Genomic DNA, 26834 nt, shown 5'->3' on the forward strand with positions numbered 1-26834 from the left:
TCACCATCCCCCCGTCCCAGCCTACGTCCCGGCTCCCAATCAGCCGCCAGTCGTCAGGCTCCCCCTCTCCCCCCGGAGAGGGGGCCGGGGGGTGAGGCCCCTACCATGTCCGACAATCTATTCATCCGCTCCACCACCCACTCCGATACCCGCGCCCACATTCCCTCCCAGGAAGAAGCCGGCTACGAGAAGGGCAACGCCAAAGTCCAGGCCAACCAGCAGACCGACCTGCCCCTCAACCCGGTCACCACCCGGGGCCAGGACCCCGAGCTGTTCTGGCTCAACAAGTACGGCAAGGACGGCCGCCAGGAGCGCCTCTCTATCGATATCCGCTCTCTTTACCGCCACGAGCACATCGTGCCCGAGAACCTCATCAAGGGGCTCTACCGCACCGCCGCGCCCGCCTCGGGCCAGCTCAGCCTCAACGACCTTTTCGGCAATGCCCTGGAGCGCGACGAGCTCAACAAAACCAGCGAGTACTACCAGCACCCGCCCGATGGCTGGACCAACCGCCTCATCCAGGGCGACTCCGAGCTGGTCATGGCCTCCCTGCTGGAGCGGGAAGGCATGGCTGGCACCGTCCAGTGTGTCTACTTCGATCCGCCTTACGGTATCAAGTATGGTTCTAACTGGCAGATGCGGCTCAATAACAGGACCGTGCAAGACGGGAAGGATGATGCCTTGAGTGGTGAGCCTGAGCAGATCAAAGCCTTCCGCGATACCTGGGAGCTGGGTATCCACAGCTACCTCACTTACCTGCGTGAGCGGCTGCTGTTGGCTAAGGAATTGATGACGGAGAGTGGGTCTTGCTTTGTGCAGATTTCGGACGAGAACGTGCATCTCGTCCGAAATCTGATGGACGAAGTATTTGGCAGCGAGAACTTTGTTAGCTTAATCTCTTTTAACAAGAATTCAGGTTTTGGGGCAAATTTATTGCCTTCAGCTAACGACTACATAGTGTGGTATGCAAGAAGTAAAGACCACATAAAATTCAGAACTCTGTATCTCGATAAGGATGCAGCAGACGATGGAATAGGCAGGTATAACTCTATTATGCTTTCTGATGGCACGATAAGACCAGCCACTGACATTGAGAAAAAAGGCAACCAACCTTTGGGAGCTAAACTGTTTACTTATAGCGACCTGACTAAGCCTGGACCGGGAAGTAAATACGAAGTTGAGTTTAATGGAAAAACATATAATCCTGGAAATAGATGGTGGGGGGTGCCACCCGACAGTTTTAATAATTTGATTAAGGCTAAAAGAATAGTAACAACCGGAAAATCGTTATCCTATATCCGTTTTCTAGATGACTTTCCTGTCTTCCCGATCAATAACGTCTGGACGGACGTTGGGGGAATAATGAGTCGAAGCGACCCGAAGGTTTATGTAGTTCAAACCTCAACGAAGGCCATACAGCGTTGTATTCTAATGACTACAGATCCGGGCGACCTAGTTTTGGATCCGACTTGTGGTGCTGGAACATCTGCTTTCGTTTCTGAACAATGGGGCCGTCGCTGGATTACGATTGACACGTCTCGTATTGCCCTGAATATTGCTAAGACCCGTCTAATGACGGCAGGCTTCCCTGCCTACAAAAGAGTTTCAGATTCTGACATTCGCCAGGGCTTTGTATATAAAAAAGTCCCTCACATCACCCTCAAAAGTATAGGTAATAATGAGCCAGCTGAGGAGGAGACCCTTTACGACCAGCCTGAAGTAGATAAGACGAAAGTCCGTGTAGCTGGCCCTTTCACCGTCGAAACCCTTCAGGGTCTTGATCCAATAGCCCCAGCCGCGGCCAACACTGCCGCCGCCGCTACGGATTCTGAGGACCGGTTCGAGGAGCGCATCTACGACCACCTCCGCTCCGCCGGTATCAAGAATGGCGACGCCACCGAGCGGGCCGTCTTCCGCCGCGTCGAGGCCATTTCCTCTAATGGCTACCTCCACGCCGAAGGCTTCTACGAGGCCGAAGGCGGCGAGAAGAAGGCCTACCTCCACATCGGTCCCAAGTTCGGCGCCGTCAGCCGCCAGGCCCTTAACGGCGCCATCAAAGAGTGCCGCCAGCGCGGTGATGCCGACTGGCTCGTTATCCTCGGCTTCCAGTTCGATACCGACGTCCAGGGTGGCCAGCAGTCCACCAGCATCGGCGACTTCCGCGTCGACATCGTCCGCATGCACGACGACCTCATGCAGGAAGGTCTGATTAGGAATGATAGAAAAGCCGCCTCCTTCGTCACCATCGGCGAGCCCGACATCGCCCTCATCGACGCCACCGGCCAGGAAATAGCCAAGCCCCAGCCCGGCCAGGAAGTCCGCGTCGAAGTCCGCGGCATGGACCTCTACGACCCCATCCGCGACGAAGTAAAAGCCCGCAACATCAACGACATCGCCTACTGGATGGTCGACGATGACTACGACGGCTCCAACTTCGTGGTCCAGCAGGTCTTCTTCTGCGGCGGCGACCAGGACGAGTTCAGCAAGTGGAAACGCGGCCTCTCCGACCTGGCCAAGCTCAGCACCAAAAAGAAGGCCGAGCACACCCTCCGCATCGAGCTGGACGAAGAAGCCTTCGACGAGCTCTATGGCTTCCAGTCCCGCCCCATTAAACTCACCCGCAAAGGCCAGCAAATCGCCGTCCGAGTAATCAGCCAGTTCGGCGAAGAATCCACCCAGGTGGTGAAGGTGTAACGCTCATTATCTGTAACCGATAATCTTTTAATTATCAGCTACATCTTTCAAGATGCCATTTTGAAATAGAAATGAACTCAGACATTAATAGTAATGGCGAAAACAACGCCCTTGTAAAGATTGCAATTCTTTTAGGCACAAGCATTTCCATTATAATGGTGCTTATGGTGATTGCATTCTTTCACAATTATGAAATTGCGAAAAATACAGGAACATTAGGCGACACTATTGGTGGAATTGCGGGTCCTATCTTAAATTTTGTTGGCCTACTAGTTCTGTATTTTTCATTGCGTGAACAATATGAAGCAAGATCAGAACAGAGAGTTCAGTATGATAAAGATCAAGCAAGAAGTGAGAACGAAAATGCATTAATCACCTCATTGAAATTAATTGACGATATTAAAATAGAGGTGGACGAATTGTCAAAAAATAATTCACTAAAAAACAACAACACAACATCCCATGTAAATATAACCAATGGTTTGAACATTAATTTTAGGAATAACTTAGCCGGTTATTCATCCAATAAAAAATTTCGATTCAGGCATTTCCCTTTGCAAGAATATATTAACGTTGAGCTACAAGGCCGGAGTGGTGCTTTACAAAACATTGTGAATACATACTTTGAAAGTATTCAGCTAAGCTTCAGTAGGCTTACAATGCTGCTTGAAATATCAACATATTTAGTACAAAACAGTAAGTTGCCATCTGATATAAAAGCGAAGCTTTATGGTATGATGCATATTCTGGTTGAGGACACCATAGAAAAGAATCTGGGTGTGTCGATGTTATTTAGACATGAGAATAAGGCTATTGAAATACTTATAAATAAGTTGACTGTTTTGGATGGCTTGCTGGCTCAAGAGACCAAGTCCGCATAAACCAAAAAGCAGCTTATGTCCTCAATAGGAGAACCAACAATCTAGACTTCCTCTCTGAGGCAACAAATATTAAACGTAAGGCATATGATCGTCTATCAAAAAACCAAGTCCGATTTTCTCGACGACGTCCTCTCCAACAACGTCGAAGTAATCATCCAGGACCTGGTCCTGAAGAAGCTGGGCCGCAAAACCGGCCAACCGGAAATCAACTCCTGGCGCAACTCCATGATGTACATGGACAAAGTGCTCAGTGACGCCCGGATTCCCGACGACAGCGGCGTGAGCATCGAGTACCAGTTGCCCCACGCCGGCATGCGCATCGACTTCGTGCTCACCGGCCAGGACGAGCACGGCACCGATAAGGCTATCATCATCGAGCTCAAGCAGTGGTCCGAATCCACCGCCACCGATAAGGACGGCGTGGTCTCCACCTACCTGGGCAAAGGGCTGCAGGAAGTCAACCATCCGTCCTACCAGGCTTGGTCCTACGCCGCCTACCTCGACGGCTTCAACGAGACGGTCTACACCGACGGCATCAAGCTGCTGCCCTGCGCCTACCTCCACAACCACCCCGACAACGGTGTGCTCACCACCGGCCACTACGCCGACTACGTGGCCAAGGCCCCGCTCTTCCTCAAGAGCGACGCCCTGAAGCTGCGCGAGTTCATCCGCCAGCACGTCAAGCACGGCGACAAGTCGGGCATCATGTACCGCATCGACGGGGGCCGCATCCGCCCTTCCAAGCAGCTCGCCGATTCCCTGGCCTCCATGATGAAGGGCAACCAGGAGTTCATCCTCCTCGACGAGCAGAAGGTGGTTTACGAAACGGCCCGCAAGCTGGCCGCCAAGTCCCGCGACGAGAAGAAGCACGTGCTCATCGTCCACGGCGGCCCCGGCACCGGCAAAACCGTGGTGGCCATCAACCTGCTGGTTAACCTCACCAAGCAAGGCCTCGTGGCCAAGTACGTGAGCAAAAACTCGGCCCCCCGCGCCGTGTACAAAAGCAAGCTCACCGGCTCCATGCGCCGCACCGTCTTCGACTCCCTGTTCGTCGGCTCGGGCGTCTTCACCCAGACGCCGGAAAACACCTTCGACGCCCTCATCGTCGATGAGGCCCACCGCCTCAACGAGAAGTCCGGTCTGTTCAGCAACCTCGGCATCAGCCAGCCCCTGGAAGTCATCCGTTCCAGCCGCTTCAGCGTGTTCTTCCTCGACGAGGACCAGCGCATCGCCGTCCAGGATGTGGGCAGCGAGGAGGAGATCCGCAAGTGGGCCGACCAGGAAGGCGCCGAGGTCCACGTCCTCAACTTGGTTTCCCAGTTCCGCTGCAACGGCTCCGACGCCTACATGGCCTGGCTCGACAACGTACTCGACATCCGCGAAACCGCCAACCCCACCCTCGACGCCACCGACTACGACTTCCAAGTCGTCGACACCCCCGACGAGCTCCAGCAGCTCATCTACGAAAAGAACCAGGAGCGCAACCGTGCCCGCATGGTGGCCGGCTACTGCTGGGACTGGGCCAGCAAGAAGCCTGGTAGTGAGAAATACAAAGAGTTTGACTTCAACCTGAGCCCTACCTTCCGCCACAAGTGGAACCTGACCGATGACGGCGGCCTCTGGATGATGAAGCCCGACTCCGTCACCGAAATCGGCTGTATCCACACCAGCCAGGGCCTCGAGCTGGACTACATCGGCGTCATCGTCGGCCCCGATCTGCTCGTGCGCGACGGCGAAGTCGTCACCAACGCCCTGGCCCGCGCCAGCGCTGACAAAACCGTCCAGGGCAAAAAGCAGCTGGTTAAATCCCCCGAAGGCCGCGCCCAGCTCGACCTCATCATCAAGAACACCTACCGCACCCTCATGACCCGCGCCATGAAAGGCTGCTACGTCTACTGCACCGACCCCGAAACCGCCGCCTACCTCCGCCACCGCATCAAAAACCCCGCCTAGGTAGGGTAGGGGCAGCAGAGCACACCAGAACGTCATGCTGAGCGAAGCCGAAGCATCTCTACCGCTTCGTTGCGCCTGAGTACGAACAACTGACAACCAGCAACTACCAACCCATCCGTCGTCAGGCTCCCCCTCTCCCCCTGGAGAGGGGGCCGGGGGGTGAGGCCCCACTACCATATCCACTCTATGCGCCTCTACGCCGGTTCCTCCACCGACTTCATCACCGCCACCGCCCACAACGCCATTGTCGGCCAGCTCCAGTCCGCTTTCTTCGACTACTACCGCACCGAGCCCCAGCCCAACGAAGTCACGTCCTGGCACAACTCCCTGCGCAGCGTCAGCCAGGTTTTCCAGCAGGCCGGCCTGCTCGACCACGGCGTGCTGCTCGAGTACCAGCTCCCGCTAACCTCCAAACGCCTCGACTGCCTCATCTGCGGCCACGACGACCAGCAGCAGCGCCAGGCCGTCATCATCGAGCTCAAGCAGTGGTCCGAGGCCCAGCCCTCCGCCGGCCCCCACGAGGTGGTCACCTGGCTCGGCGGCCAGCTCTCCGACGTGCTCCACCCCTCGGCCCAGGTCGGCCAGTACCGCCAGTACTTGGCCGACGTCCACACGGCCTTCAACACCGAGGACGAAGCCATCCAGCTGCACGCCTGCGCCTACCTGCACAACTACACCTTCACCGCCACCGACGCCCTGCTCGAGCCCAAGTTTACCGAGCTGGTGCAGGAGAGTCCCATCTACGGCCAGCAGCAGGCCGCCGAGCTGGGCGCCTACCTGCAGCAGCGCCTCGCCGGTGGCAACGGCCAGCCGGTGCTCGAGCGCATCGACGCCGGCCGCTACCAGCCCAGCAAGAAGCTGCTCGAGCACGTCGGCGACATCATGCGCCAGAAAAGCCGCTACACCCTGCTCGACGACCAGCTCCTGGTCTACGACCGCGTCCGCACGGCCGTCCTGGAGGCCCAGCAGCACGACACCAAAACGGCCGTCCTGGTCAAGGGCGGCCCCGGCACCGGCAAGTCCGTCATTGCCCTCCACCTGCTCCACGACCTGCTCCGCCAGGAAGTCAAGGCCCACTACGCCACCGGCTCCAAGGCCTTCACCGAAAACCTGCGCGACCAGTTCGGCCGCCGCAGCAACAGCTTCTTCACCTACTTCAACGCCTACGGCCGCGCCATCCCCAATTCCCTCGACGTGGTCATCTGCGACGAGGCCCACCGCATCCGCAGCTCCAGCAACACCCGCTTCACCAAGCCCGAGCACCAGAGCACCCTGCCCCAGGTCGAAGAGCTGCTCCAGGTGGCCAAGGTCTCCGTATTCTTCATCGACGACCACCAGCGCGTCCGCCCCGGCGAAATCGGTTCCTACGACACCCTAAAGCAGGCGGCCCAGGACCAGGGCGTCACCATTGCTGAGTTCAAACTCGAAGCCCAGTTCCGCTGTAGCGGCTCCGCCGGCTTCATCAACTGGCTCGACAATACCCTCGGCATCCAGCGCACCGCCAACGTCATCTGGAACCCGCAGCAGGGCTACGACTTCCAGGTCCTAGATTCCCCCATCCTGATGGAGAAGATGCTGGAGCAGCAGCGGCAAAAGGGCCACACCGCCCGCACCGTGGCCGGCTTCTGCTGGCCCTGGTCCGATCCGCTACCCGACGGCCAGCTGGTCAGCAACGTCATCATCGAAACCGACCAGTTCAGTTACCACCGCCCCTGGAATGCCAAGGACAACGCCGGCCGCCTCGCCCCCGGCATCCCCAAAACCTCCCTCTGGGCCACCGACCCCGGCGGCGTCCACCAGGTCGGCTGCATCTACACGGCCCAGGGCTTCGAGTTCGACTACGTGGGCGTCATCGTCGGCCCCGACCTGCGCTACCGCCAGAGTGAAGGAGGCTGGGTAGCCAACAAGATTGGTTCTTCCGATACCGCCATCAACAACTACCGTCTCTCTCCGCAAGAGGCTCTCGAGTACCTGCGCAACACCTACAAAGTCCTCATGACCCGCGGCATCCAGGGCTGCTACGTCTATTTCACCGACGACGAAACCCGCCGCTTCTTTCAGAGCCGGATGGAATAGCCGCCCGTTTATTTCTCCATCTCCCATCAGCTTATCCCCATTTCTATGCCCGATCTGTTTACCCGTCATGATGTCGCTTCCGTGGCCATTACCGACTACGTCGCCTGGTTCCTCGATAAAGACAACCCTTGCTATAACCTGGCGCAGCTGCCGCCTATTCAGCGCAACTCCGTCTGGAACATTGCCCAGGTCGAACGGCTCTGGGACTCGCTGCTCCGGGGCTTCCCCATCGGCAGCATGCTGCTGGCTCACCGAGCCCAGGGTCAGGCCGCCCGCTCCCTCACGTCCAGCCAGCAGATGCAGGCGGAAACGGATGGGTACTTCCTGCTCGACGGCCAGCAGCGGACCCGCACCCTGCTGCTGGGCTTCCAGCCCACCGAATCCAGCCGCCTCTGGATTGACCTGAGCCCCCAGCTCACGTTCAACGATTCCGAGTACAACGACCGTAAATTCCTGCTACGCCTCCTGACCGGCCACCAGCCCTGGGGTATGCGCCGCCAGAACCCGGAGGATAAGCTGCCGGAGCAAGCCAAATCCGAAGCCCGTCGGCTGCTCGGTGATTCCTACCGCTACGACTACCTGATCAACCCCATTGCCCAGGGCGCCGACGCGCCGGAACCATCCTGGCCGATAGAAGCCTACACCCCGGTACCCCTCGATGCGCTGCTGCAGTTGTGTGGCGGCTGGCGGGGCCCCTTCACCCGGCCATCCTGGGACCAGGTTCAGCAGCTGGTCCCTGCCTGCAAACCGCCTCTTGAGTCCGAACCACCGCATCTGGCCGTGCTGCTGGATGCGCTGGAGAATCTGTTGGTGGAAACTCCCTCGTCTGGCCGGCCGCAGCGCAGTATCCCCTTGCTGCTGCATCCCGAACCCGCCGCCACTCCGGCCGACTCTGCTCCGGAGGCAGAACAGACACCTGATTCGGTCGAGGTCCTGTTTCGTCGCGTCAATGCGGGAGGCACGGTGCTGGCCGGTGAGGAAATGGCGTACTCCCTGCTCAAATCCAGCTGGGACCAAGCCTATGAGCTCGTATCCCAGGTCATCACCCACCCTAAGGTTGGCTACCTGTTTCCCCCCACCGGCGTCGTAATGGCCGCCGCCCGCCTGGCCCGTCGCCAGCAGGGCCACCACGACCTGAACCCTTCCGTTCCGCAGTTCCGGCGGTGGCTGGGCCAGTCAACCGCATCGGGCACCGAGAGCAGCTTCCTGCAGGCGATGAAGAGTCTGCTGGTGCCGTCAACTGGTCAATCAGAGGGACGTTTCACCCGGATCCTGGAAGAGTTTTGCAAACTGGCTCTTTATAAACCTGAAGCTGCCTCCGACGACCCCGGCCTGCCCCGCAAACTATTGCTGGACCTCAACCCCGTGCTGCTCCACCCGGTGCTGAGTTGGATTGATGATAACCTGACCGACGCTGATCTGCTGCAGGTCAACCGCCTGCCAGTGCTGCGCTACCTGTTCTACCTGCTCATTGCTCGGCCCGACGCGCAGAAGTATGCCCGTCTGGCCGGTGAGGTGCTGGCCCAGCAGCAGCCCGGATCCAACTTCCCGGATCAGGCCATCTACCGGCACTGGATTCAAAAAGCGCATGCCCCCATGCTGCCTGCTCACGCTCACCTGATCCATGCCATGCCCCACCATGCCAGCAATGGCTGGCTTAGCAATGAGGATGAATTGTTCGGCCCTTGCAATTCCACCGAGGAACGCCCCGCTGATCCGTTCCGGCCCTTCCGCTCCAAGTTCTGGCACCACCGCCACCTGCTGCTCTGGTTCCAGCGCGCCCACCTCGACCGTTGGTTTGTCGGCTACAACCCCATGCGGCAAGACACAGCCGACACGCCCTACGATTACGACCATATTGTGCCCTATTCTCACGTGGTCTGCCAGGGCTTGCTCCTCAACTTAGGCGAAGAAGGCAATGGCAAAGGTCGATTTGGTGGATACAGAAGGTTCTACCTCAATTCCCTCGGCAACTTCCGCATCTGGCCGGCCTGGGCAAACCGCTCCGATAGCAACAAGTGCCACACCCAAAAGATGCGTTTGCTCACAACTGAGCCACTTTCCTGCAAAACTTCCCAAGTGTTGCAGCTAGGGTCTTCCACCGATTACGTGTCTGCTTCGGCCATTCCGGTTGCCGACACCAGTCTGTGGCAGCAAGCCGGCGGCGGGCCCGGCCACTGGCCACCTGCCCGTCGCGCCGCTTGGGTACAGGCCGTGGAAAGCCGCGCCAGCCACCTGTACGATGAGTTGTTCACGGCCGTGGATTTCAACACTTGGTACGAGGCGGTCAGTCTGCCGGCTCAGGAGCAGGAGTAACACGTCACATACTTGGCTGCCTGCCCAATTCCAGAATCCTCGCATGTCAGACCCACAGATATACCACTTGGTCTGACAGCCCCATTCCAGTCACCTCTCCACCCCACTCATGGACAAACGGTATCAGGTCTTCGTCAGCTCCACTTTTGCCGACTTGCAGGATGAGCGCAAAAAAGTGCAGCAGGCCATCATGGAGCTTGATTGCATCCCCGCCGGGATGGAGTTATTCCCTGCCATCGATGAGGAGCAGTTCGAATTCATCAAGAAGATCATCGACGACAGCGACTATTACTTGCTCATTATCGGCGGCCGCTACGGCACCCTCTCTGAAACTGGGGTCAGCTACACGGAGATGGAGTACCACTATGCCATCAGCAAAGGAATCAAGGTCATTGCGTTCCTGCACAAAGACCCGGAATCACTGCCTGTGAGCAGGTCAGAATGAGAAACATCGGCTCGTGAGAAGCTGGCGGCTTTCCGCCAGGAAGTATCCGGTAATCGGCTGGTACAATTCTGGGAAACCGCTGATCAGCTGCCCGGCCTGACCCTTGCCAGCCTGATCCGCACCATAAGAACCTACCCGGCCGTGGGCTGGGTGCGTGGCGACCAGACGGTGGATCCGTCCATCTACAAAGAGATGGATGACCTACGCAAGGAGAACCAGCAGCTAAAAGATAAGCTTACCGAAGTATCAGCCAAAGGTGCACTGGCGTTCGAAAACATTGCTGACCTCGACGATGAAATTGAAATTATTGGATGTGGACATGAACAAGGGGGCGAAATATTCTCCCCATCTATTCGCTGGCAAGCAAAAACGACTTGGCGAGATGTATTCAAGGGCCTCAGTTCAAAATGCGTGAGTGTACTGAGTGAGAACGAGGTAAACAGCATAGTGGCCGCCAACGCTTATTCTGTGTCCGATAGAAAGGACGAAGGGCTAACGAGTAACATTCTTGAGGATGAAATCTTGCACACCATCAGAGCGCAGTTCCGCGTCCTAGGTCTCTTCAAAGTGAAAGCAAATTCATATGGCCTCATGATTTGGTCATTGACAGCTAGAGGAGAAAGCGAGATGCTTAATTCGCTGGTAGTTCGCAAAGGGAGCAGCCAGCCCATTTAGTCGACGCTGTCTTATTCTTAATACTACGCGCTGGGCGGTTTGGAGATTTTTAGCTATTGCCGCAAACCGGTAAAAGGACCAGTGTACAAGGTCTTGGTACTTAAAAAGGATAAGGCAATAGTTGGGATGCTTTAATGGACCTCAACTTACACGAACCGGGCGGCAACTGGTAATACGCCCATTCCTTTCGGGTATCTTTGCTGTTCACAGCAATTAGCAGGGCGCGTTTAACATGACCATCCACCACCCCCTCAACGATTTCCTCTACAGCCTCTTCCCGGAAGCTCAGGCCTTTGGCCAGAACCCCGAGCAGCTCGTTGACCACCTGACCGACTTCTACACCTTTGGCCCCTATCGGCCCACGGTCACCATCAAAGGCGATGTGGTGGAGGTGAAGATCGATACCAAGACCATCCAGGCCCAGCAGGCAGAGTACCAGAAGGTGCTGCGCCTCTGTGAGGCCGGCCAGTTCCGGCAGGCCCTGCCGCGTCTGCAGCAGCTCATCCAGCAGAACCCCACTGTTTCCGAGTACCACCGCGTCCTGGGTCAGGTGCTGTCCGAGCTGGGTCAGCCCGACGAGGCCCTCGACGCCCTCATCGACGCCCTGCGCTGGGATCCGCGCAACGGCTACGCTCTCATCATGGCCGGCAACATCTATGCCCGCCAGAAGGAAGACCTCAAGTCAGCCAAGACCTTCTACGACCAGGCCCTGGCCCTAAACCCCCGCGACTTCATTGCCATCAACAACATCGGCGGCAACCTCATGCAGTCCGGCCGCACCCAGGAGGCCGAGCGCTACTTCGAAATTGCCCACGAGATAGAGCCCGACTACCCCAACACGCTCTACGCCTTGGCCATGGTGCGCCAGCAGCGCCGCGACTACGAGGCTGCCTTCGACTTCGCCACCCGTGCCCTGCGCAACGCCCGCCCCGGCGACCCCATCCTGCGCGCCAGCCTGGCCCTGGCCACCGAGACAGCCACCAAGTACCTGCATAGCACCAACACCTTCTCCATCGCCAACGAGTACCAGCTGCGGGTGCAGGACCAGGCCGGCAAGGAGATCCGCGTCAACGAAGACCCGCTCATCCCCACCGCCGCCAAGCTCGAAATTGCCGAGAACTACGGCCGCGCCTACCATCAGGTGAAGTACAAGCCCGACTACCCGGCCGTGGAGCACCTGATCATGCACGAAATCGTCCACCTCGACTTCGTGCTCCAGGCCCGTGAAAGCGGAGGCAACCTGCTTTTCACCACCTCGGGCCGGGGTAAGGAAAAGTTCATCCGGGCTGCCGAGCCCCAGCTTAAGAAGCTGCAGAAGGCCGGCTTTAAGGAGCAGAACATTAGCGGCTTCATCGACGGGCTGTTCGAGGGGATGATGCGCCAGGTCTACAACCAGCCCATCGACCTGTTCATCGAGGACTTCCTCCACCGGGAGTATCCCGAAGCCCGGCCCTTCCAGTTCCTGTCCCTGCTGAAGCTGCTGCAGGAGTCCATCGAGGCCATCCGCAATAAGCAGGCCACCGAGTACTCGCCCCCGGCCGTACACAAGGCCAGCACCATCCTCAACTTGGTCATGGCCCTGCAGTTCCGCGACCTGTTCGGCTACAACGCCGTGCCCGACTTCAAGGCTTCCGCGCTGCAGGTGAAAGAGGCCGAGCGCCTCTGGGCCGAGTATCTGGAGTACCGCACTGACCGCCAGCCCGGCGAGGAGTACGAGATGCTCCAGCATTGGGGTGAAGACCTCGGCATGGGCGCCTACTTCGAGTTGCAGGACGAGCAGACCTTGCGTCAGCAGCAGGCAGCCGGCCAGTCCACCGCCCGCCCCGAGGCCGCTCCTGTCCAAGCACCCACCGATGAGCCCGCCGGCCAGGAGTCGCCCGAAGACCTGTTGGCCCGTATCGAGCGTGACCCCTTGGGGCTCGACGAGCCCGAGCCCGACGACGCCCACCAGGGCCGCATGTCCTTCGCCGACAGCCCCGCCGGCGGCATGGCCGTCATGTTCTACTGCCTCGACTGGCTCAAGCACTTCGACGGCAAGTCCCGCGAGCAAGTCCAAGACATCACCTTCGAAATTGCCATGCTCGGCCGCTCCGGCCTCGACCCCAAAGACTCGTCCCAGAAGTATAGTCTGGCTTCCGTACCCGGCAAGAAATACTCGGCCCTGCACCTGCTCACCGGCATGTACACCGGCTTCCAGGAACTGGACCCCAGCCTCGACACCGGCTTGGACTTTGCCAGCGAATTGGAAATGGCCCGCGCCATGCACAAGGGCAAATCCAATGAATAACCCCATCGACGACCTGCTCCAGCAGCTGCGCCAGTTCCGCGACGAGCGGGACTGGGCGCAGTTCCATAACCCCAAGGACCTGGCCCTGGCCCTAAGCATCGAAGCGGCCGAGCTCAACGAGGTTTTTCTCTGGAAGAAACCCGAAGATGCCGACCCCGCCCGCGTCCGCGAGGAGCTGGCCGACGTGCTGCTCTACGCCTTCCAGCTGGCCGACAAGTACAACTGGGACATCCCGCAGCTCATGCAGGAAAAGCTAAGTATTAATGCAGCGAAGTATCCAGCCGACAAAGCGCGGAATAGTGCGGCCAAGTATGATAAACTTTGACGGATAAGTAGCAAGCTTGTAGTCTATGAATGCATAGATTACGGCTATGATCAACTTATTGCAGCTTCATGGTCGCCCCATCTACAAAGTGTCGATGGGGCGTTTCAATAAAAATCTCGCCGGCAGGCAGTTGCTGGCGAAGTTTCAGGAAAAAGGATGGCTTGTAGTCAACAAGTTCTGCCCCGATAACCAGGGCGAGTTATTTATGACTGGCATCCAGAACGGGGACTACGTCTATGCCTGTGCTGGTTCCTTTCAGTTATGGGGTATCTACCGTATTCAGGGAGATTGGGCGGACCTGCCAGCTGAATTTGCCGACCTAATCACGGATTCCGCAAATTGGATCTACCGGCAGGCTGAGCTAATTGCAGCCCCCGTTCGGGAAGATGTTACCAGTCTCAACAAACAGTTGAGTTGGTGGGCCCCCAGCGGCTACCGTACAGTAGCTCTAGTCAACAACTTACCCAGAGCCAATAACGATTTATTCGAGCCCTACTTCAATCTTAAGCTCGTGGCCAATACCCCTCAAGTTGATGCAAGCTGGATGAGCAAGCAATTTCCTAACCCCAATATCATCTTGTACGGTCCGCCCGGCACCGGTAAAACCCGATCCACCTTGGAGTTGGCCTATGAGATACTGATGGGTCAACCAGCTCCTAATTACATTGCTGCTCAGCAGCTTTTTCAGCAGGAACTGGGTAAGCGGTTAGACTTTGTGACCTTTCACCAGAGCTTCACCTACGAGGATTTTGTCCAGGGATTCCGTCCCCAGGTCATCAACGGACAGATGGTGTTCGAGAAGTCCGACGGTGTCTTCTACCGTATTGCGGAGCGGGCTCGTCGGGAATGGGAATCGCACCAGGAGTTGGATCCGGAGGAGTTTCCTCAAGCGGATGTCGATTTCATCCACACCAGTCCGGTCGTTCACGCTGACTATTCAAACTCATCGGTACCGTTCGAAACCGTGTTTCAGGAATTCATAGCTCCTTTAGCTTCTCCGGGTGGAATAATAACCCTACCGATGAAAACTCCGGGCTATGAGTTTCCTGTCCTGAGCGTTGATTCCAAATACATAACCTTCCGCCGAGGAGCCCACGGCCACGAAAACAAAGTGCAGATAGCCCTGATCAGGGAGCTGTATGAAGGCACGCGGGAGCTTACCCCGAGCGGCCCGCAGGTGTATTACGTCTACATCGTTGAGCGGCTTCTGGAATTGGCCCATATCCATCAGGGTGCTGATGGTGCAGCGTCAATACCCGCCATAATGGCCGTTTCTGATCAGGAGGATACTCCTCAGCTGCCCTCCTCATTATCAACTGCCATCAGCGCATCTTCAAGCGCCAATGCGCCTCGCAACTACGTTCTCATCATCGACGAAATCAACCGGGCCAACATTGCCCGGGTGTTCGGGGAGCTTATAACCCTGCTCGAAAAAGACAAGCGCTTGGGCGGGGCCAACCCGCTGCCCGTAACCTTGCCTTCCGGCGAAGAAGGCTTCACCGTGCCCGCCAACCTTTACCTCATCGGCACCATGAACACGGCCGACCGCAGTCTGGCCCTGCTCGATATTGCCTTGCGCCGCCGCTTCGAGTTCCGACCGCTCTATCCGCGCTACGACCTTTTCGCCGGTATGCCCGACAACCGGTCTACTGTCCTGCAAAAGCTTAACGGCGAGATTGTCCGCCTGAAGTCCCGCGACTTTCAAATCGGCCATGCCTATTTCCTCGACTCAAAAGAAAGCCTGGAGTCTATCTTCAACGGCAAGGTCATCCCGCTCCTGTATGAGTATTTTCTCAACGATGAGCCCAAAGTCCAGGCTCTGCTGCAGGCCGCCGGCGTGCCTGCTTACCTCAATGCCAGCGTCGGTTTGCGCTACGGCAGCAATTCATCCATTCGCTGAGTAGCCCGCCGCTACCCGTCAGCCGATGAATCACTACCTCTACGAGTACCGCAACCACCTGCCCCTGGCTGAGCTGCCCCCGGGGCTGGAGGATTACCTGCAGACCATCTGGGAACAGCGCCCACGCACCCCCGGCCTGTTCGGGTCCGGCCCTGCCAAAAGCACCCGGCAGCGCTACTTGGAGTTTTCCATCGACGCGCGTGGGCACCGCACGGTCCGGTCCCGCAACTATGTCGGCCTGATTCAGTACCAGGGCCACCGCCTCCACTTGCTGCCCAAGGTGTTTTACCAGGGCAGCAGTCAGCCTGCTCCAGGTAGCCTCGAAGCCATCCACGCGCATCTATACTGGTGGCTGAGCTATTCCGAACGGCTACAGTTTCCCCGGTCTCTAGCCAGCTTCTCCCAGGCCCCCACCGACTGGCTCGAGCTGCTTGTTCTGCTTTTTGCCCAGTACACGCACGAACTGCTTAATCGTAGTCAGTATCAGTACTACCAGGAAGTAGGGGAAGAGCTCAACACGCTGCGGGGGCGGCTCAACTTCTCCGACTACGTGCGCAACCGCGCCGTTGGCCGCCAGCAGGTTCTGCCCTGCACTTTCGATTCCTTCCAGCTCGATAACCGGTTCAACCGCATTCTGAAGGATGTCGTCCGCCGCCTCCACCACTTCACTGGGCATAGCGGCAGCCAGCGGCTGCTGGAGGACATCAGCTTCCTGCTCGCCGACGTAGCCGATCAGCCCGCCTGCCTGGCCGACTGCGACCAGGTGCAGCTCTCACCCTTGTTTGCCGAGTTCAACGTGGTGCTGGCCTACTGTCGCTTCTTCCTGGCCAGCCACAGCCCTCTGGCCAGTACCGAGGCCAATCACCAGGTATTTGCTTTGTTGCTACCCACTGAGAAAATATTCGAAGACTTCGTCGCAGGCTTCCTGCAACGGCATTTCAGGGCCGGTTTTCATATCACGCCCCAGGCCAGCGACTTGTACTTGGCGCAGGTGGTTTCCGCGGCTGGCGGCCCGCCCCGCCAGCGGTTCAACCTGCAGCACGACATTCTGCTGCGCCCCCACGTTCCGGCTGGCGCCGCACCAGCCGCGCCGGTAGTCATCGACTGCAAATACAAGTCCTGGAAGCTGGTGGATGGGCTGCCCGACCCCGAAGGCATTGCTCAGGCCGATATGTACCAGTTGGTCAGCTACGCCATCCGGCGGGGCAGCGTGCAAAACCACCTGTTCTACCCCGACTCCTTGTCCCAGCCTGCTGCCAAGTCAGCTGCTAATCACTTGTCATTTATGGTGCCGGACAGCCTGGCGAATAAGACACTTACTATAACCGCTCACCGCCTGCCCGTTGTTGCGGCGGCAGCCTTCCAGCCTCCGGCTGATCTGGCAGCCTGCTTTGCAGCACAGCAGCAGCAGCTCACCTGCTGCCTGCAGCAACTGCTGACTGGTTAACCTGCTCACCCTGCCATTTACCCTGGGCTCCAGTTTGCCCTATGCCAATTTCTTCATCTGCCCTCAATTCCACCCTTATGCAATCCGTCGCCCATTTTCAATCCATCAAACCCGCTATCCTGGCCGAACTCAAGCAGGCGCAGAACAGTATCAAAATCGCAGTAGCCTGGTTCACCGATCAGGATCTGTTTGCGGCTTTGATAGCCCAACTCCAGCGACGGGTAGCGGTCAGCCTGCTGATTCGCAACGACTACGTCAACAACCGCCCCGAAAGCCTGCCTTGGCAACAGTTTATTGACGCGGGTGGGGTGCTATACTTCAGCCCCGATGCTCATGCTCTACACCACAAGTTCTGTCTCATCGACGAGCACCTGCTGTTGTCAGGGTCGTACAACTGGACTTACATGGCCGAGCAGCGCAATCAGGAGAACTGCGTGTTCTCCACCGAATCAGCCCTGATAAGGCAGTTCGGGCAGGAGTTTCAGCGGCTCATATCCACGCTCATTCCCCAAACACAGCCCGTTCGGGTAGCAGCACCCGAGGCCGCTACTGAGGCATACTTGATGGACTATGCAGCCACCGATCAGACTCTTGGGCGCTTACCTATCTACTCTGAATCGTCTAACGCTGCTCAGCCTACCTCCGATGAGTTGTTTGAGCAGGGTTACCAGGCCTCTCTGGAAATGCGCTATACGGCGGCCATCCCTTTCTTCCAACAAGCACTGGCATTGAATCCTACGGATTGTTATGCGTTTCAGAATCTGGCCATATGTTACCTGTATCTTAATAAAACAGACCAGGCTATCAGCACCTGCCAGCAAGCTGAAAAAGCAGGATATGGCACCTCTCATATCTATAATACTCTCGGACAGGCATACCAATTGCAGGGCCAGACTTCGCTTGCCGTTGCTTGCTTTGACAAAAGTATTCGGTTGCGCCCCTGGAGTTCACTAGGCCTATTCGAGAAGTGGCAGTCTCTTTACCAGGCTCGTCGCGGCAAGGAAGCAGAAGCCTGCCGGCTAGAGCTCCTGACCGTCACCCGCGACGGTATCATCAAACCCCACCCGAAGCAGGATGCTGTGGACCTTTTCTACCATCATTTGAATCGGGCCACCTTGTTCGATGATCAAGCCAACGCCCGTAAAGCTGCTGTAGCAGCTCAGGCAGTGTATGATAACCTGCCAGAAAGCGAGAAGGATCAGCGCTTGCAGAAATTGCTTGACGAACTGGAATTACTCCCAAAGACCTAGTCGACGACAAGATCAAACGAGACGAAAACGCAATTCGTAGCCCCTTCAACGTCATCCCATGATCTAGTTTCTAAGAATTTGCAAGTGCCTTTGAACACCTCTGAACAAGTTTTCGCTGTACCCAATCTTAATGGAGAATTAATCAATTTATATGGAAAAACAGGATACGGCTACATCGACCTGAAAAACGATACGATCATCCCCACAGCAGATGGAGACGAAAAATTTACCAAGCTTGCTAAGATTAAAGGTACTATCGAAATACTCGGTCAGTTCTTAAAGACACATGTAAAGGGCAAAAGGGTTGTTGGTGGAATCGTCGTCAAAGAGTTTCGGGAAGATGAAGTGCCCGCCAAATACAAATCCTTTCTCAACAAGAAGCAATCATACGAAGACGCCGTGCAGGAATATTTAAAACTCTCGCCGCAAACTGGATTGCAAATAACCAGCGGCGGGCAGCGGGTGCTTCATTTTGGTGAATACATGCCGTCTATCCGGCAGGATGAGTTCGACTCATACATTGTGGACTAATTATCACTAAAAAGAAAGAGCCTATGAATGCTGAGTTGGTAAATAGTTTTAAGCTTTTGACTCATTAATTTCCTTGTCAAAAAAGTCGTGGTATTTCCGGTCCCCCACATTTATTATATTGATCTGATGACGGGCTCTGGAAAGCCCCGTGTAGACCAGTTGCCAGCTTAGCTCCGCTTTTGCCTTCTGAGTGGCGCCAGAATCTTCCAGAACCTGCTCCTCCGACTTATCCAGCAGCAGGTATACCGTGTGCATCTCCCAGCCCTTGAAGCTGTGCACCGACGAGAACTTCATTAACCCGGTCTTCAGGTCGAATTTCCGGAGTTTGTACCCGCGCCTTACATCCCGCAGTTGCATCCGGTAGTCGAATAGCTTTTCAGGGAGGTGTCGCTTGGCAATGACTGCATGCTCCTCTTCCGACTCAAACATTCGGGTCGTATTCTCTCCTTTCTTCGTTCGGAACAGATGCTCGACGGCCCGGAGCTTTTCTATAGAAGTGCTCAGAATGGCAATGTCATCCGGACTAGTATCGGTCGTGCTGATGTGGCTTCGGATGTGCTCGTACAAATCAGCCGCCGCCGCATCAGCCGGAAAATAGGAATAGGTTATTCCTCCCTTGAACTCCTCGAACCCAAAGCTGGCCTGCTCAGGCAGCACTTCGATGGCTCCTCCATCCTCCACTTCATCAGCCCGGTAGGCGGCCAGGAACCTGTTGCACAGTTCGGAGATGCCCGTCGACAGCCGATATGATTTCATCATCTCGTGCGGCCGGCCAGGCAACGGGAATGTATTTGCTGACTTACGTTCATAGATATCCTGATTCACATCGAAGAACACAGCCAATTCCCCCTCCGGCTGCAGGAAGTATTTCTTCAGGATGACCACCCATTCGCGTTGATAATCCTGGGCCTCGTCAACAATAATGGTGGCGTATTTCGGCAGCCGATCAGTTATGCCCTCGAAGTAGGCCTCATTTTCCCATGCCCCAATCTGGGGTTTTACATGCATGAATTCGAGGGCCTGGTGCTTGAAGAAGTCGTGGTAGTGGGTGAGGTGAAAGTCACTGCGGATGAAGCTGGCCATGACACTCTCAATCTTACTGCGGATGTAGTGCTGGATGGTGATATTAAAGCACACAACCAACACCTCCGACTTATGACGCAGATTGGCATTCACTGCCTTATGAGCCAGCGTAGAGGTTTTGCCTGAGCCCGCGACACCCTTCACGCGCTGGAGGCCTGGCTGGCTCACTATCAATTCCTTCTGCTTGGCATTCGGAGTGAATGGCTTGCCTTCTTCCAACCGGTGTAGTGAGGGTTTCAGATACCGTCTGATTTCCTGTAGGATGTGCTCGATGAAAAAAGCAGTATCGTAACGAATCTTGGTCGAGTGCAGCAGCTGGCTGAGCGTTTCACCCCGAAAGAAGTCTTCATACGCTACGACGCTGTAGTACCTGACATCTTTATACTGGGTGGTTACTTCCTGAGTGGAAGCATCGACCAGACATACCCCATTGATGGCCTTGCTCAGCGCATGATCATGCGTTAGCTGATCTTTGGCAGTTGCGGTGAGCTTGATGAGCTCGTATTTCTGAGTTGTGAACTTGTCCTTTGGATTGGTCTTCTTCAGGTATTCCGTCCGGTTGAACAGGTCGAAGATCAATACTCCGGCCTCGGGCCGGTAGAGTACCAACGACGGGCGCAATCCATTGAGGAAAGGCCTGAAGAACACCTCGTACTCCTCACCGATACTGGTCTCCAGAAATTGCATGACGCGCAACTCCTCGGCAGTGGGACGCAGGCGAAAACAAGCATCCGAAGTCAGAAAGGCAATTGGTGGGAAAATCTTAGCCATAACATCAATCAATATGATAGAAAGTAGGATATCCAGCAATCTGTGCTAATCGAGCCACAAGTTAGCGGAGTGTTCTGGAAGAGCCGTGAACGGAACAGGGGCCATTTGGCTACTACATTTGGCTGCGGTATTAGTGGCATTGCTCATATGCGTATCGTCAGAATCTATTACAACTCCTGAGTAATGCCCTGTTTTTAGTCATGAAGAGTGAGTTGCGACTGAATTCGACAGCATATTACTGGGTGGCATTCACATGCCTCTATCGTTACACAGTACTGAGTTCAAAGAAGTGCTATCTTATTGCCACTAATACACCTATAAATGCATTCTACTAAGTTCGACTCATGAAAAAACTTTTTGGCTTACTCCTGATAGTAGTTGCTATACTATCCGTGTTCCGCTACCCTAACCTTGGCCGAGATATGGCTGAAACAGCCGGAGCCATGCTGGTCTTTGCTCTGCTTGTATTCTTCGGGTATCGGTTGATGACGAGCAAATCAGCTTAAGACAGCCATCCATGCTAAGAACATTACTTATAGCTGCCAGCCTGTCGTTCGGAGCAGCGACCAGCGTTAACGCGCAGATGGTTCAGACGTTTCCGAAGGACAAGTTTATGGTAGCCTGCGACTGTAAGTTGTATCCTGATCAGGTACACATGAAAATGGTGCGAGAGAGTGGGAGCAACGTACCGGTTTCGGCCTACGTCTGCGCCGCAAACAAGGATAGCTACGAACAGGGCTCCATCACCAACATCACTATTCAGGATAATTCAGCTAACTACAAAGCGTACAAGTCCATGTCGCCGACCCAGGCGGCGGCAGTATTTGAAACGGGCTTGCTGAAGCAATACTACAGCAACCTGCAGGCGAATGGCATCCGCGCTGAATACACCTCTTACCGGGGTGTTAAGGCAATTCGATACTCTTTCAATATGATGGAAACTATGCCGGCCGAAGCAATTTTCTTTCTGAAGAACCGGAAAGCCTATTTACTCCAGGTAGCTTCGCGTACGGATGTAGATTCTAAATTTCAAACCCTCGTCGGCACCTTTCACTTTCTTCAATAACCCTTATTCCGCACATATATGCTTGACAGTCTCATCGTCGGAGCCCTCAATGGGCTGTTGACTCAGGGTGGCCTATCATTCGCTGATAAGTTCAAAAAGATGAAGCTTAAGGGTAGAATTGAACAAGGTTCAGCCACCGATAACGAGCTATTTAAATACAATGAGTTGCTAGGAAGCTCGTTGGCTGATTACGTGGAAAGCTCCAGGTTGATGAACGCTTTCCTGGCCAGGAACCCGAATCACCTGTTCCCCAATATTACTCGGGGAGTTAATGGCATTGCTATAATCATTCAGCGGAAACAGCGAATCGCATTTCCCGACATGAAGCAGCTACCGGAGTTTGATGAGGTGCGACGGCACATAAGCAAGGCATATGAATTAGTGCATACAACCCAGGACAACTGGCTGAAAGGACTGAAGACCACGGATGAACTGTTTCTCCTGTATGTATTCAAAGTGGCCCAGGCGTATTATTTCAAAGGCTTCATTGAGCACCTCGATGGGAACGTGGAGGAAGCGAAACAGCTCAAATCGGAGGGCGTAAAACTCGATAAAAGAGTTTTGAAAATGTTGCCCTACGGTAATTAGTTCATCCCGACGAGCATCTGATAAGTAGAACAGCCCCGACCAAACTTGGTCGGGGCTGTCTGGTTTGTGCAAGGTCTTCCTTAAAGTGAAGCCGCGTCTCCGCGCTCCACAATGTCACGCACCTCCGCCGCCGTCCGCCCGTCGGCCCGCACCGGTGCCACATCCGGGTCGACAGCTACTGACGACACCGCCGCCGCCACTGACCCAGCCAGCACGAGGTAGCCGCCGATGGCTACCACTACTGCCGGAAGTGCCACCGGCGCTGTAACCAGTATCCCGCCTACGGCTGCTAATGCCGCTCCAATGGTGCGTACTTTCCGAAAGAACCGGGGCGTGGGCAGCGTCACCCGATCCAGCACTGTGAGTTTCTTGTCCATCATTAAAAAAGAGTAAAGGGGTAGTGAAACAACAGCCGCTACCCGGCGGCCGGTATGTCGTCAGGCCATTGGCCCGTTGGTATGGTCCAGCCGCGCCAGAATCCGGTCGGCCCATTTATTCCGGGAGTCCTGTTCCTTGCTGGCCTCGGTCAGCACTTTCGTGCGCTCCTCCACCAGCGCCATGGTCTTGTCGATGTTGGCCAGCCGCTCCGTCAGCTTGAGCACCAAGTCCGTCATTTCCTTGCGCAACTCGGCCCGCTGCTGTAGCCCCTCCACGCGCACCTGCTCGGCCTGCAGCTTCATTTCCTCCCGCAGCTTGGCTTCCCGCGCCACCGCCGAAACGTGGTAGTCGTCCACCTTCAACGCCAGGGCCGACTGCTGCTGCTCCTGCTTCAGGCACGTCATCTTCAGCTCCTCCACCGCCCGCCAGTTCTTCACGAAGTACAGCAGCACGGCTACCGAGCCGCCCACTACGGACGTAACCACGCCCCAGTGCTCCAGCAGGCTATCCACACGCCACCCCTCCTTTCTGCGTGGTGGTCACTTCGAAATGCGGCCTATCCTTGAACGTCACCCAGTCCCCGCCCCATATCACCCGCGCATCCGCCGCCTTCATCAGCCGCGCAAACTTGCTTAGCAACAGCCCCGACCACGAAACCGACGCATCAGCCAGCACAAAAGCTACATCCAGCGCCGGTGTCGGCCGCAGGTTGTGATTGGACTGCCCGCCGCGCTTGTAGGTCACGATAGTGCCCGGCTTGCTACGCCCTTGCGCGTACAGTTCCTCCTGGCGCTCCGGACTCCGGTAGCACTCCGTGATGATGGGCCGACCGGCCAGCCGGAGCACCGGGTCACCAAGCCAGCGCGCCAACGCTTCCGCATAGGCTTCGGCCAGACAGGGCACCGCCTGAGCCAGTCGAGCGGCTTGTATTTTCTGCTGCGTAGCGCTGAGCTGCGGAGCCAGCCGAGCTGCTTTCTGCGAAGAAAATGTCGTCATAAAGAGCGAATCTAATTATCGCACGATATTATATAAAAGTGCAACCATTTCCTATATATCAGCCTGATCCAACTTCTGCATTAACTTGCCATTAATTGTACTTATATGGGCGTGCCCCTCCGGGTCAGGCTGTCCAGGGCTCCGCTTCGCTGCGGTGCTGATGCACTGGCTCCTGCGTCGCCACCCTTCCTATCCTTCACGCATTCCTCTCGGATCAGCCGTTTCATCTGATTCAAGTTGTGCCACGCCCTCAGCCCAGGCCCTGGAAAATGGGCCCCGGCTGCTGGCTGCCGCTTCCACGCAGGCCGTCAGGCCGCGCCCCAGAAAAAGCGCCGCCTGCCGTCCTGCTCACCGCTCGTTCCACGCTCCGGCCCACTGTCTTCACCACCCCGCAAAACCCACCCACTAGCAGCCAGCCTCCGCTACCGAAGCCCCCACCCGGCCAGCCTCACTGTACGCCCTGCGCCCACGCTGCGCGCCGTTCCATCGTCGCTTCGTGCCTGCGCTCCTCCTGCACTATGCTCCGCAGGGCTCCGGTTGCTTCGTTCAGCCCGCCTCCCCGCCGCGCCTTCCGCTGATTCATCCGCAGCTGCCGGCCGCCCCACGCTCCAGCCCGCTGCTTCACATCCGCTAAGACCCTCCCCACAGCAGCCAGCTTCCGCTACCAGCTGCCCCGCCCCGGTCGGCCTTCCACGCTCCTTCGTCGCTCAGTCGCCCCACCTCCGCCTCCCCACGATATGGTGCCTGCGGCGCGTGTTTGCTGGGGAGTCCCCCACCCCCCCGCAGCATGCTCCGCTCCGCTCTGCATTGCCTCGGCTACCGCAGCCCCCAAAAGGCTGCTAACGCCTCATAAGGTGCCCTTCGGGCTGGTCTATCGGGGGCCCTCGGGCCGTCCCCCAAGCCCCCCGGCCGAGGCATTTATTTGTGGTGTTGCGGCGGCCCCATCGGGGCGGCCGGGCGCTCCTGGCTACAGGCCCAGGCTGGTAGCGGGGGGCTGCACGGCCAGCCACTCACAGCGCCGGCCCAGGCGGGCGGCGGCCCTGGCGGCTCCCAGGGTGCCCTTGCTCCGGCCATCCCAGCACACCAGCACCAGGCCGGCCCGGCGCACTATCTCGGCGTTGCGCACATGGGGGGCAGCGGGGCCGTGGGCGGCGTAGTCCGGCCGCAGTTCCAGCAGCGGCACTCCCTGGGCGCGGCACCATTTCGCCGCCAAGCTGTCCACGCCAGCAGCGCCGCCACTCACCACCTGGTCCAGCTGACCCGCAGCCCGCAGCTCATTCAGTCGGGCCACCAGTGCGGGCAGCTGTTCCAGCTCCCGGCTGCCCACTACTGCTATAGTATTTTGTATATTTATCATATATAAATATACAAAAATTCACAACTTTTTTATGCATAATAGTGAAAATATACATTCTCATTATATGCACTATTGTGAGAATATTTCGTATATTAGAATAGTAGTTCGGGAGAGGCCCGGACGTCTCGCGCCCGCCAAAGGCCACGGCAGCGCACCGCACGGCTAACATCTACAGCCCATGTTCACCGCTTTGCAGTTCTCGCAGCTCGTTGCTGCTGCCTGGTCTGGCCCTGCCGCCTGCCACTTTGCCACCATCAGCCACTACGTAGCCCCGGATGGCTACACCGCCACCCGCTACAGTGCCTCCTACCATGTCGGGGCAGCCTGCCACCTCGGGGAGGGGCCGTGCCCCTTTGAGGCCATTGCCCGCGCCGTGGATGCCTTTGCAGCCTCCCGGCCCGTGCCCAGCCTGCTGGCCGCCGTGGCCGTGGCCCACGCCGCGCAGGTACTCGGCACCGCCGCCCGCCAGCTGGCCGGGGCTCCGCTGCGCCGGCCCGGCTTTGCGGTTCGCTGCCGTCGTCATCGTGCCACCCGCCTGCAGCTGCGCCGTGCATAGCGCGGCCCTGCTTTTGCCAGCCGCCCCCGGTACGGGGGCGGCCCCGGCGTCCATGCTGGAGGTTCGCCGCCAGTTGGCCTGCACCCAGAATGTCCTTTTTGATGCCCGTGCCGCCCTGTACGCCATGCGCGACGAGTACCCGCGCCGGCCGGCCCGCTTCGCCCGCATCCGGGCGGCCATTGTGCGCCTGCGGGAGGCCCGCGCCGCCTATAAGGCCGCCGCCGAAGCTTTTCACGCCAGTCCGGCCGGCGAGCAGCTCCAGCGGCTCCGTGCCACCTACCGCTAATACTCTCCCCGCATTATGTCAGTCATCTACGACCTCGCCCTTATCAAAGCCGCCAACCACAACCACGGCGGCTATTTCTTCAGCCCGGACAGCATGCGCTTTTTCCGCTCCCGCGTGAGCGAAAAAGTCCATCAGGGGCCCGGCGGTATCTACTTCGTCACCTCGGAGCAGTTCGATGACCGCAGCCCCCGGCTCTACACCGTGCGCTGCTTCAACCCCGCCAGCCGGGGCATCGATACTGCCGGCGAGTTTCAGGCGCACCCCACCAGCCGGCGGGCCCACGCCGAGGCCGCCCGGCTGGCAGCACAGGAGCCCCAGCCGTGAGCATGGCCCCCGCTCCGCAGGCAGGCCGCATGTATGCGGCCTGCCTGCGGAGCGGGGGCCCCGGCTGGGCCGTGGTGCGCGACGTGGCCCAGCCGGGCACCCGCCCCGGCGGCCCCGGCCACTACCAGCAGCAGCCCGCCCCCGGCCGCTACGCCACGCAGGAAGCCGCCACGGCCGCCGCCACCCGCTTCAATGCTCCCCGCCTACGGCCTGCCGACCACTACGGCCTGCTCCCCTTGCCGGCCGATGACTACCACCCGCACCCGTGGGATCTGCAATAAGCTATTCACCGGCCCGCGCCGCCTGGGCGCGGGCCACTACTCTCCAGCATCATGCCCGCAACGACTACCCCTTACCAGCCCCATCTGCTCGACCCCCACAGCGCCGACCCGCAGCCGGTCAGCCCCCGCAACGGCCACAGCTTCAAGCTGCCTGAACTCTACGAGCTGCTCAACTGCCAGACGGTGGACGTGGTGCGCCTCACCGATGAGCTGATCCTCATCATTGACGACGAGAGCAAGCTCCGCCAGCCCTGCTACCTCAATCTGCTGGCCACTTACCTGTGGTACCAGTACCAGCCCGCTGCCCGTGGCCAGGACAGCATCGTCGGCCGCGTGATTCTGTGCCACGACCAGCAATTCCGCTAGGC

26 protein-coding genes are annotated in these 26834 nt (G+C 57.5%); 21 read left to right on the plus strand and 5 right to left on the minus strand.

Features of this window, described 5'->3' with window-relative positions; genetic code table 11:
- The first annotated feature begins 105 nt into the window (after window positions 1-105).
- The 13 genes from ROI90_RS04065 to ROI90_RS04125 all read left to right on the plus strand — a co-directional run bounded on the left by ROI90_RS04065 (window position 106) and on the right by ROI90_RS04125 (window position 18780).
- Window positions 106-2694, plus strand: a complete 2589-nt coding sequence (locus ROI90_RS04065) for a site-specific DNA-methyltransferase (RefSeq protein ID WP_315997052.1) — start codon at window positions 106-108, stop codon at window positions 2692-2694.
- Window positions 2695-2765: 71 nt separating this feature from the next.
- Window positions 2766-3575, plus strand: a complete 810-nt coding sequence (locus tag ROI90_RS04070) for a hypothetical protein (RefSeq protein ID WP_315997053.1) — start codon at window positions 2766-2768, stop codon at window positions 3573-3575.
- An 84-nt stretch (window positions 3576-3659) separates the two neighbouring features.
- Window positions 3660-5528: a DUF2075 domain-containing protein gene (locus ROI90_RS04075; protein ID WP_315997054.1), complete on the plus strand. Its 1869-nt coding sequence runs from the start codon at window positions 3660-3662 to the stop codon at window positions 5526-5528.
- A gap of 186 nt (window positions 5529-5714) precedes the next feature.
- Window positions 5715-7604: a DUF2075 domain-containing protein gene (locus tag ROI90_RS04080; protein WP_315997055.1), complete on the plus strand. Its 1890-nt coding sequence runs from the start codon at window positions 5715-5717 to the stop codon at window positions 7602-7604.
- A gap of 45 nt (window positions 7605-7649) precedes the next feature.
- On the plus strand, window positions 7650-9920 hold the full coding sequence (locus ROI90_RS04085; protein WP_315997056.1) for a DUF262 domain-containing protein: 2271 nt from the start codon (window positions 7650-7652) through the stop codon (window positions 9918-9920).
- Between the two features lie 109 nt (window positions 9921-10029).
- Window positions 10030-10365 (plus strand): DUF4062 domain-containing protein, encoded by a 336-nt coding sequence (locus ROI90_RS04090; protein ID WP_315997057.1) that lies wholly within the window; start codon window positions 10030-10032, stop codon window positions 10363-10365.
- 141 nt (window positions 10366-10506) lie between these two features.
- The gene (locus ROI90_RS04095; protein WP_315997058.1) at window positions 10507-11040 is read left to right on the plus strand and encodes a hypothetical protein; all 534 of its coding nucleotides are present in this window, start codon (window positions 10507-10509) and stop codon (window positions 11038-11040) included.
- Window positions 11041-11272: 232 nt separating this feature from the next.
- On the plus strand, window positions 11273-13327 hold the full coding sequence (locus ROI90_RS04100) for a tetratricopeptide repeat protein (RefSeq protein WP_315997059.1): 2055 nt from the start codon (window positions 11273-11275) through the stop codon (window positions 13325-13327).
- Window positions 13320-13652, plus strand: a complete 333-nt coding sequence (locus ROI90_RS04105; RefSeq protein WP_315997060.1) for a nucleotide pyrophosphohydrolase — start codon at window positions 13320-13322, stop codon at window positions 13650-13652. The genes ROI90_RS04100 and ROI90_RS04105 overlap by 8 nt, the downstream gene beginning before the upstream one ends.
- Window positions 13653-13698: 46 nt before the next feature.
- Window positions 13699-15552 carry an McrB family protein gene (locus ROI90_RS04110; protein WP_315997061.1) on the plus strand — a complete coding sequence of 618 codons (1854 nt, stop codon included), beginning with the start codon at window positions 13699-13701 and terminating at the stop codon, window positions 15550-15552.
- 25 nt (window positions 15553-15577) lie between these two features.
- Window positions 15578-16999, plus strand: coding sequence for an McrC family protein (locus ROI90_RS04115; protein ID WP_315997062.1), 1422 nt, complete (start codon window positions 15578-15580; stop codon window positions 16997-16999).
- A 77-nt stretch (window positions 17000-17076) separates the two neighbouring features.
- Entirely contained in the window at window positions 17077-18249 is a 1173-nt protein-coding gene (locus ROI90_RS04120) for a phospholipase D-like domain-containing protein (protein WP_315997063.1), read from the plus strand.
- 90 nt (window positions 18250-18339) lie between these two features.
- Window positions 18340-18780, plus strand: a complete 441-nt coding sequence (locus tag ROI90_RS04125; protein ID WP_315997064.1) for a hypothetical protein — start codon at window positions 18340-18342, stop codon at window positions 18778-18780.
- A gap of 48 nt (window positions 18781-18828) precedes the next feature.
- Here the strand turns inward: ROI90_RS04125 and ROI90_RS04130 are convergent, their stop codons facing one another.
- A complete protein-coding gene (locus ROI90_RS04130) occupies window positions 18829-20634 on the minus strand; it encodes a DEAD/DEAH box helicase (RefSeq protein WP_315997065.1) in 1806 nt (601 codons plus the stop codon).
- Window positions 20635-20978: 344 nt separating this feature from the next.
- Between ROI90_RS04130 and ROI90_RS04135 the strand changes: the two genes are divergently transcribed.
- Genes ROI90_RS04135 through ROI90_RS04145 form a run of 3 tightly spaced genes read left to right on the plus strand, consistent with a single transcriptional unit; the run spans window position 20979 to window position 22288 of the window.
- Window positions 20979-21140: a hypothetical protein gene (locus tag ROI90_RS04135; RefSeq protein ID WP_315997066.1), complete on the plus strand. Its 162-nt coding sequence runs from the start codon at window positions 20979-20981 to the stop codon at window positions 21138-21140.
- An 11-nt stretch (window positions 21141-21151) separates the two neighbouring features.
- Entirely contained in the window at window positions 21152-21700 is a 549-nt protein-coding gene (locus ROI90_RS04140; protein ID WP_315997067.1) for a hypothetical protein, read from the plus strand.
- An 18-nt stretch (window positions 21701-21718) separates the two neighbouring features.
- Window positions 21719-22288, plus strand: coding sequence for a hypothetical protein (locus ROI90_RS04145; protein ID WP_315997068.1), 570 nt, complete (start codon window positions 21719-21721; stop codon window positions 22286-22288).
- Window positions 22289-22368: 80 nt separating this feature from the next.
- On the opposite strand, the gene ROI90_RS04150 is transcribed toward ROI90_RS04145, so the two are convergent.
- From ROI90_RS04150 to ROI90_RS04165, 4 genes are all read right to left on the minus strand, one after another.
- Window positions 22369-22668, minus strand: coding sequence for a hypothetical protein (locus ROI90_RS04150; RefSeq protein ID WP_315997069.1), 300 nt, complete (start codon window positions 22666-22668; stop codon window positions 22369-22371).
- Between the two features lie 57 nt (window positions 22669-22725).
- On the minus strand, window positions 22726-23178 hold the full coding sequence (locus ROI90_RS04155) for a hypothetical protein (protein ID WP_315997070.1): 453 nt from the start codon (window positions 23176-23178) through the stop codon (window positions 22726-22728).
- Complete coding sequence (locus ROI90_RS04160; protein ID WP_315997071.1) at window positions 23171-23662, minus strand: M15 family metallopeptidase; 492 nt, start codon at window positions 23660-23662, stop codon at window positions 23171-23173. The genes ROI90_RS04155 and ROI90_RS04160 overlap by 8 nt, the downstream gene beginning before the upstream one ends.
- 967 nt (window positions 23663-24629) lie before the next feature.
- On the minus strand, window positions 24630-25019 hold the full coding sequence (locus tag ROI90_RS04165; protein WP_315997072.1) for an SLOG family protein: 390 nt from the start codon (window positions 25017-25019) through the stop codon (window positions 24630-24632).
- Window positions 25020-25197: 178 nt separating this feature from the next.
- Between ROI90_RS04165 and ROI90_RS04170 the strand changes: the two genes are divergently transcribed.
- Genes ROI90_RS04170 through ROI90_RS04190 form a run of 5 tightly spaced genes read left to right on the plus strand, consistent with a single transcriptional unit; the run spans window position 25198 to window position 26832 of the window.
- Window positions 25198-25575 (plus strand): hypothetical protein, encoded by a 378-nt coding sequence (locus ROI90_RS04170; RefSeq protein WP_315997073.1) that lies wholly within the window; start codon window positions 25198-25200, stop codon window positions 25573-25575.
- 13 nt (window positions 25576-25588) lie between these two features.
- Entirely contained in the window at window positions 25589-25861 is a 273-nt protein-coding gene (locus ROI90_RS04175) for a hypothetical protein (protein WP_315997074.1), read from the plus strand.
- Window positions 25862-25876: 15 nt separating this feature from the next.
- Window positions 25877-26185 (plus strand): DUF7447 family protein, encoded by a 309-nt coding sequence (locus tag ROI90_RS04180; protein ID WP_315997075.1) that lies wholly within the window; start codon window positions 25877-25879, stop codon window positions 26183-26185.
- 2 nt (window positions 26186-26187) lie between these two features.
- Window positions 26188-26466: a hypothetical protein gene (locus ROI90_RS04185; protein WP_315997076.1), complete on the plus strand. Its 279-nt coding sequence runs from the start codon at window positions 26188-26190 to the stop codon at window positions 26464-26466.
- A 51-nt stretch (window positions 26467-26517) separates the two neighbouring features.
- Entirely contained in the window at window positions 26518-26832 is a 315-nt protein-coding gene (locus ROI90_RS04190; RefSeq protein ID WP_315997077.1) for a DUF3846 domain-containing protein, read from the plus strand.
- The last annotated feature ends 2 nt before the right edge of the window (window positions 26833-26834 follow it).

Origin of the sequence: Hymenobacter endophyticus (assembly GCF_032464715.1) — a bacterium.
GTDB classification, from domain to species: domain Bacteria; phylum Bacteroidota; class Bacteroidia; order Cytophagales; family Hymenobacteraceae; genus Hymenobacter; species Hymenobacter endophyticus.

Excerpts from the sequence above, each read along its gene's own strand:
- ROI90_RS04065 (WP_315997052.1), top strand. The coding sequence starts at position 106 with ATGTCCGACAATCTATTCATCCGCTCCACCACCCACTCCGATACCCGC.
- ROI90_RS04070 (WP_315997053.1), top strand. The coding sequence starts at position 2,766 with ATGAACTCAGACATTAATAGTAATGGCGAAAACAACGCCCTTGTAAAG.
- ROI90_RS04075 (WP_315997054.1), top strand. The coding sequence starts at position 3,660 with ATGATCGTCTATCAAAAAACCAAGTCCGATTTTCTCGACGACGTCCTC.
- ROI90_RS04080 (WP_315997055.1), top strand. The coding sequence starts at position 5,715 with ATGCGCCTCTACGCCGGTTCCTCCACCGACTTCATCACCGCCACCGCC.
- ROI90_RS04085 (WP_315997056.1), top strand. The coding sequence starts at position 7,650 with ATGCCCGATCTGTTTACCCGTCATGATGTCGCTTCCGTGGCCATTACC.
- ROI90_RS04090 (WP_315997057.1), top strand. The coding sequence starts at position 10,030 with ATGGACAAACGGTATCAGGTCTTCGTCAGCTCCACTTTTGCCGACTTG.
- ROI90_RS04100 (WP_315997059.1), top strand. The coding sequence starts at position 11,273 with ATGACCATCCACCACCCCCTCAACGATTTCCTCTACAGCCTCTTCCCG.
- ROI90_RS04105 (WP_315997060.1), top strand. The coding sequence starts at position 13,320 with ATGAATAACCCCATCGACGACCTGCTCCAGCAGCTGCGCCAGTTCCGC.
- ROI90_RS04110 (WP_315997061.1), top strand. The coding sequence starts at position 13,699 with ATGATCAACTTATTGCAGCTTCATGGTCGCCCCATCTACAAAGTGTCG.
- ROI90_RS04115 (WP_315997062.1), top strand. The coding sequence starts at position 15,578 with ATGAATCACTACCTCTACGAGTACCGCAACCACCTGCCCCTGGCTGAG.
- ROI90_RS04120 (WP_315997063.1), top strand. The coding sequence starts at position 17,077 with ATGCAATCCGTCGCCCATTTTCAATCCATCAAACCCGCTATCCTGGCC.
- ROI90_RS04130 (WP_315997065.1), bottom strand. The coding sequence starts at position 20,634 with ATGGCTAAGATTTTCCCACCAATTGCCTTTCTGACTTCGGATGCTTGT.
- ROI90_RS04135 (WP_315997066.1), top strand. The coding sequence starts at position 20,979 with ATGAAAAAACTTTTTGGCTTACTCCTGATAGTAGTTGCTATACTATCC.
- ROI90_RS04140 (WP_315997067.1), top strand. The coding sequence starts at position 21,152 with ATGCTAAGAACATTACTTATAGCTGCCAGCCTGTCGTTCGGAGCAGCG.
- ROI90_RS04145 (WP_315997068.1), top strand. The coding sequence starts at position 21,719 with ATGCTTGACAGTCTCATCGTCGGAGCCCTCAATGGGCTGTTGACTCAG.
- ROI90_RS04150 (WP_315997069.1), bottom strand. The coding sequence starts at position 22,668 with ATGATGGACAAGAAACTCACAGTGCTGGATCGGGTGACGCTGCCCACG.
- ROI90_RS04160 (WP_315997071.1), bottom strand. The coding sequence starts at position 23,662 with ATGACGACATTTTCTTCGCAGAAAGCAGCTCGGCTGGCTCCGCAGCTC.
- ROI90_RS04165 (WP_315997072.1), bottom strand. The coding sequence starts at position 25,019 with ATGATAAATATACAAAATACTATAGCAGTAGTGGGCAGCCGGGAGCTG.
- ROI90_RS04170 (WP_315997073.1), top strand. The coding sequence starts at position 25,198 with ATGTTCACCGCTTTGCAGTTCTCGCAGCTCGTTGCTGCTGCCTGGTCT.
- ROI90_RS04180 (WP_315997075.1), top strand. The coding sequence starts at position 25,877 with ATGTCAGTCATCTACGACCTCGCCCTTATCAAAGCCGCCAACCACAAC.
- ROI90_RS04185 (WP_315997076.1), top strand. The coding sequence starts at position 26,188 with ATGGCCCCCGCTCCGCAGGCAGGCCGCATGTATGCGGCCTGCCTGCGG.
- ROI90_RS04190 (WP_315997077.1), top strand. The coding sequence starts at position 26,518 with ATGCCCGCAACGACTACCCCTTACCAGCCCCATCTGCTCGACCCCCAC.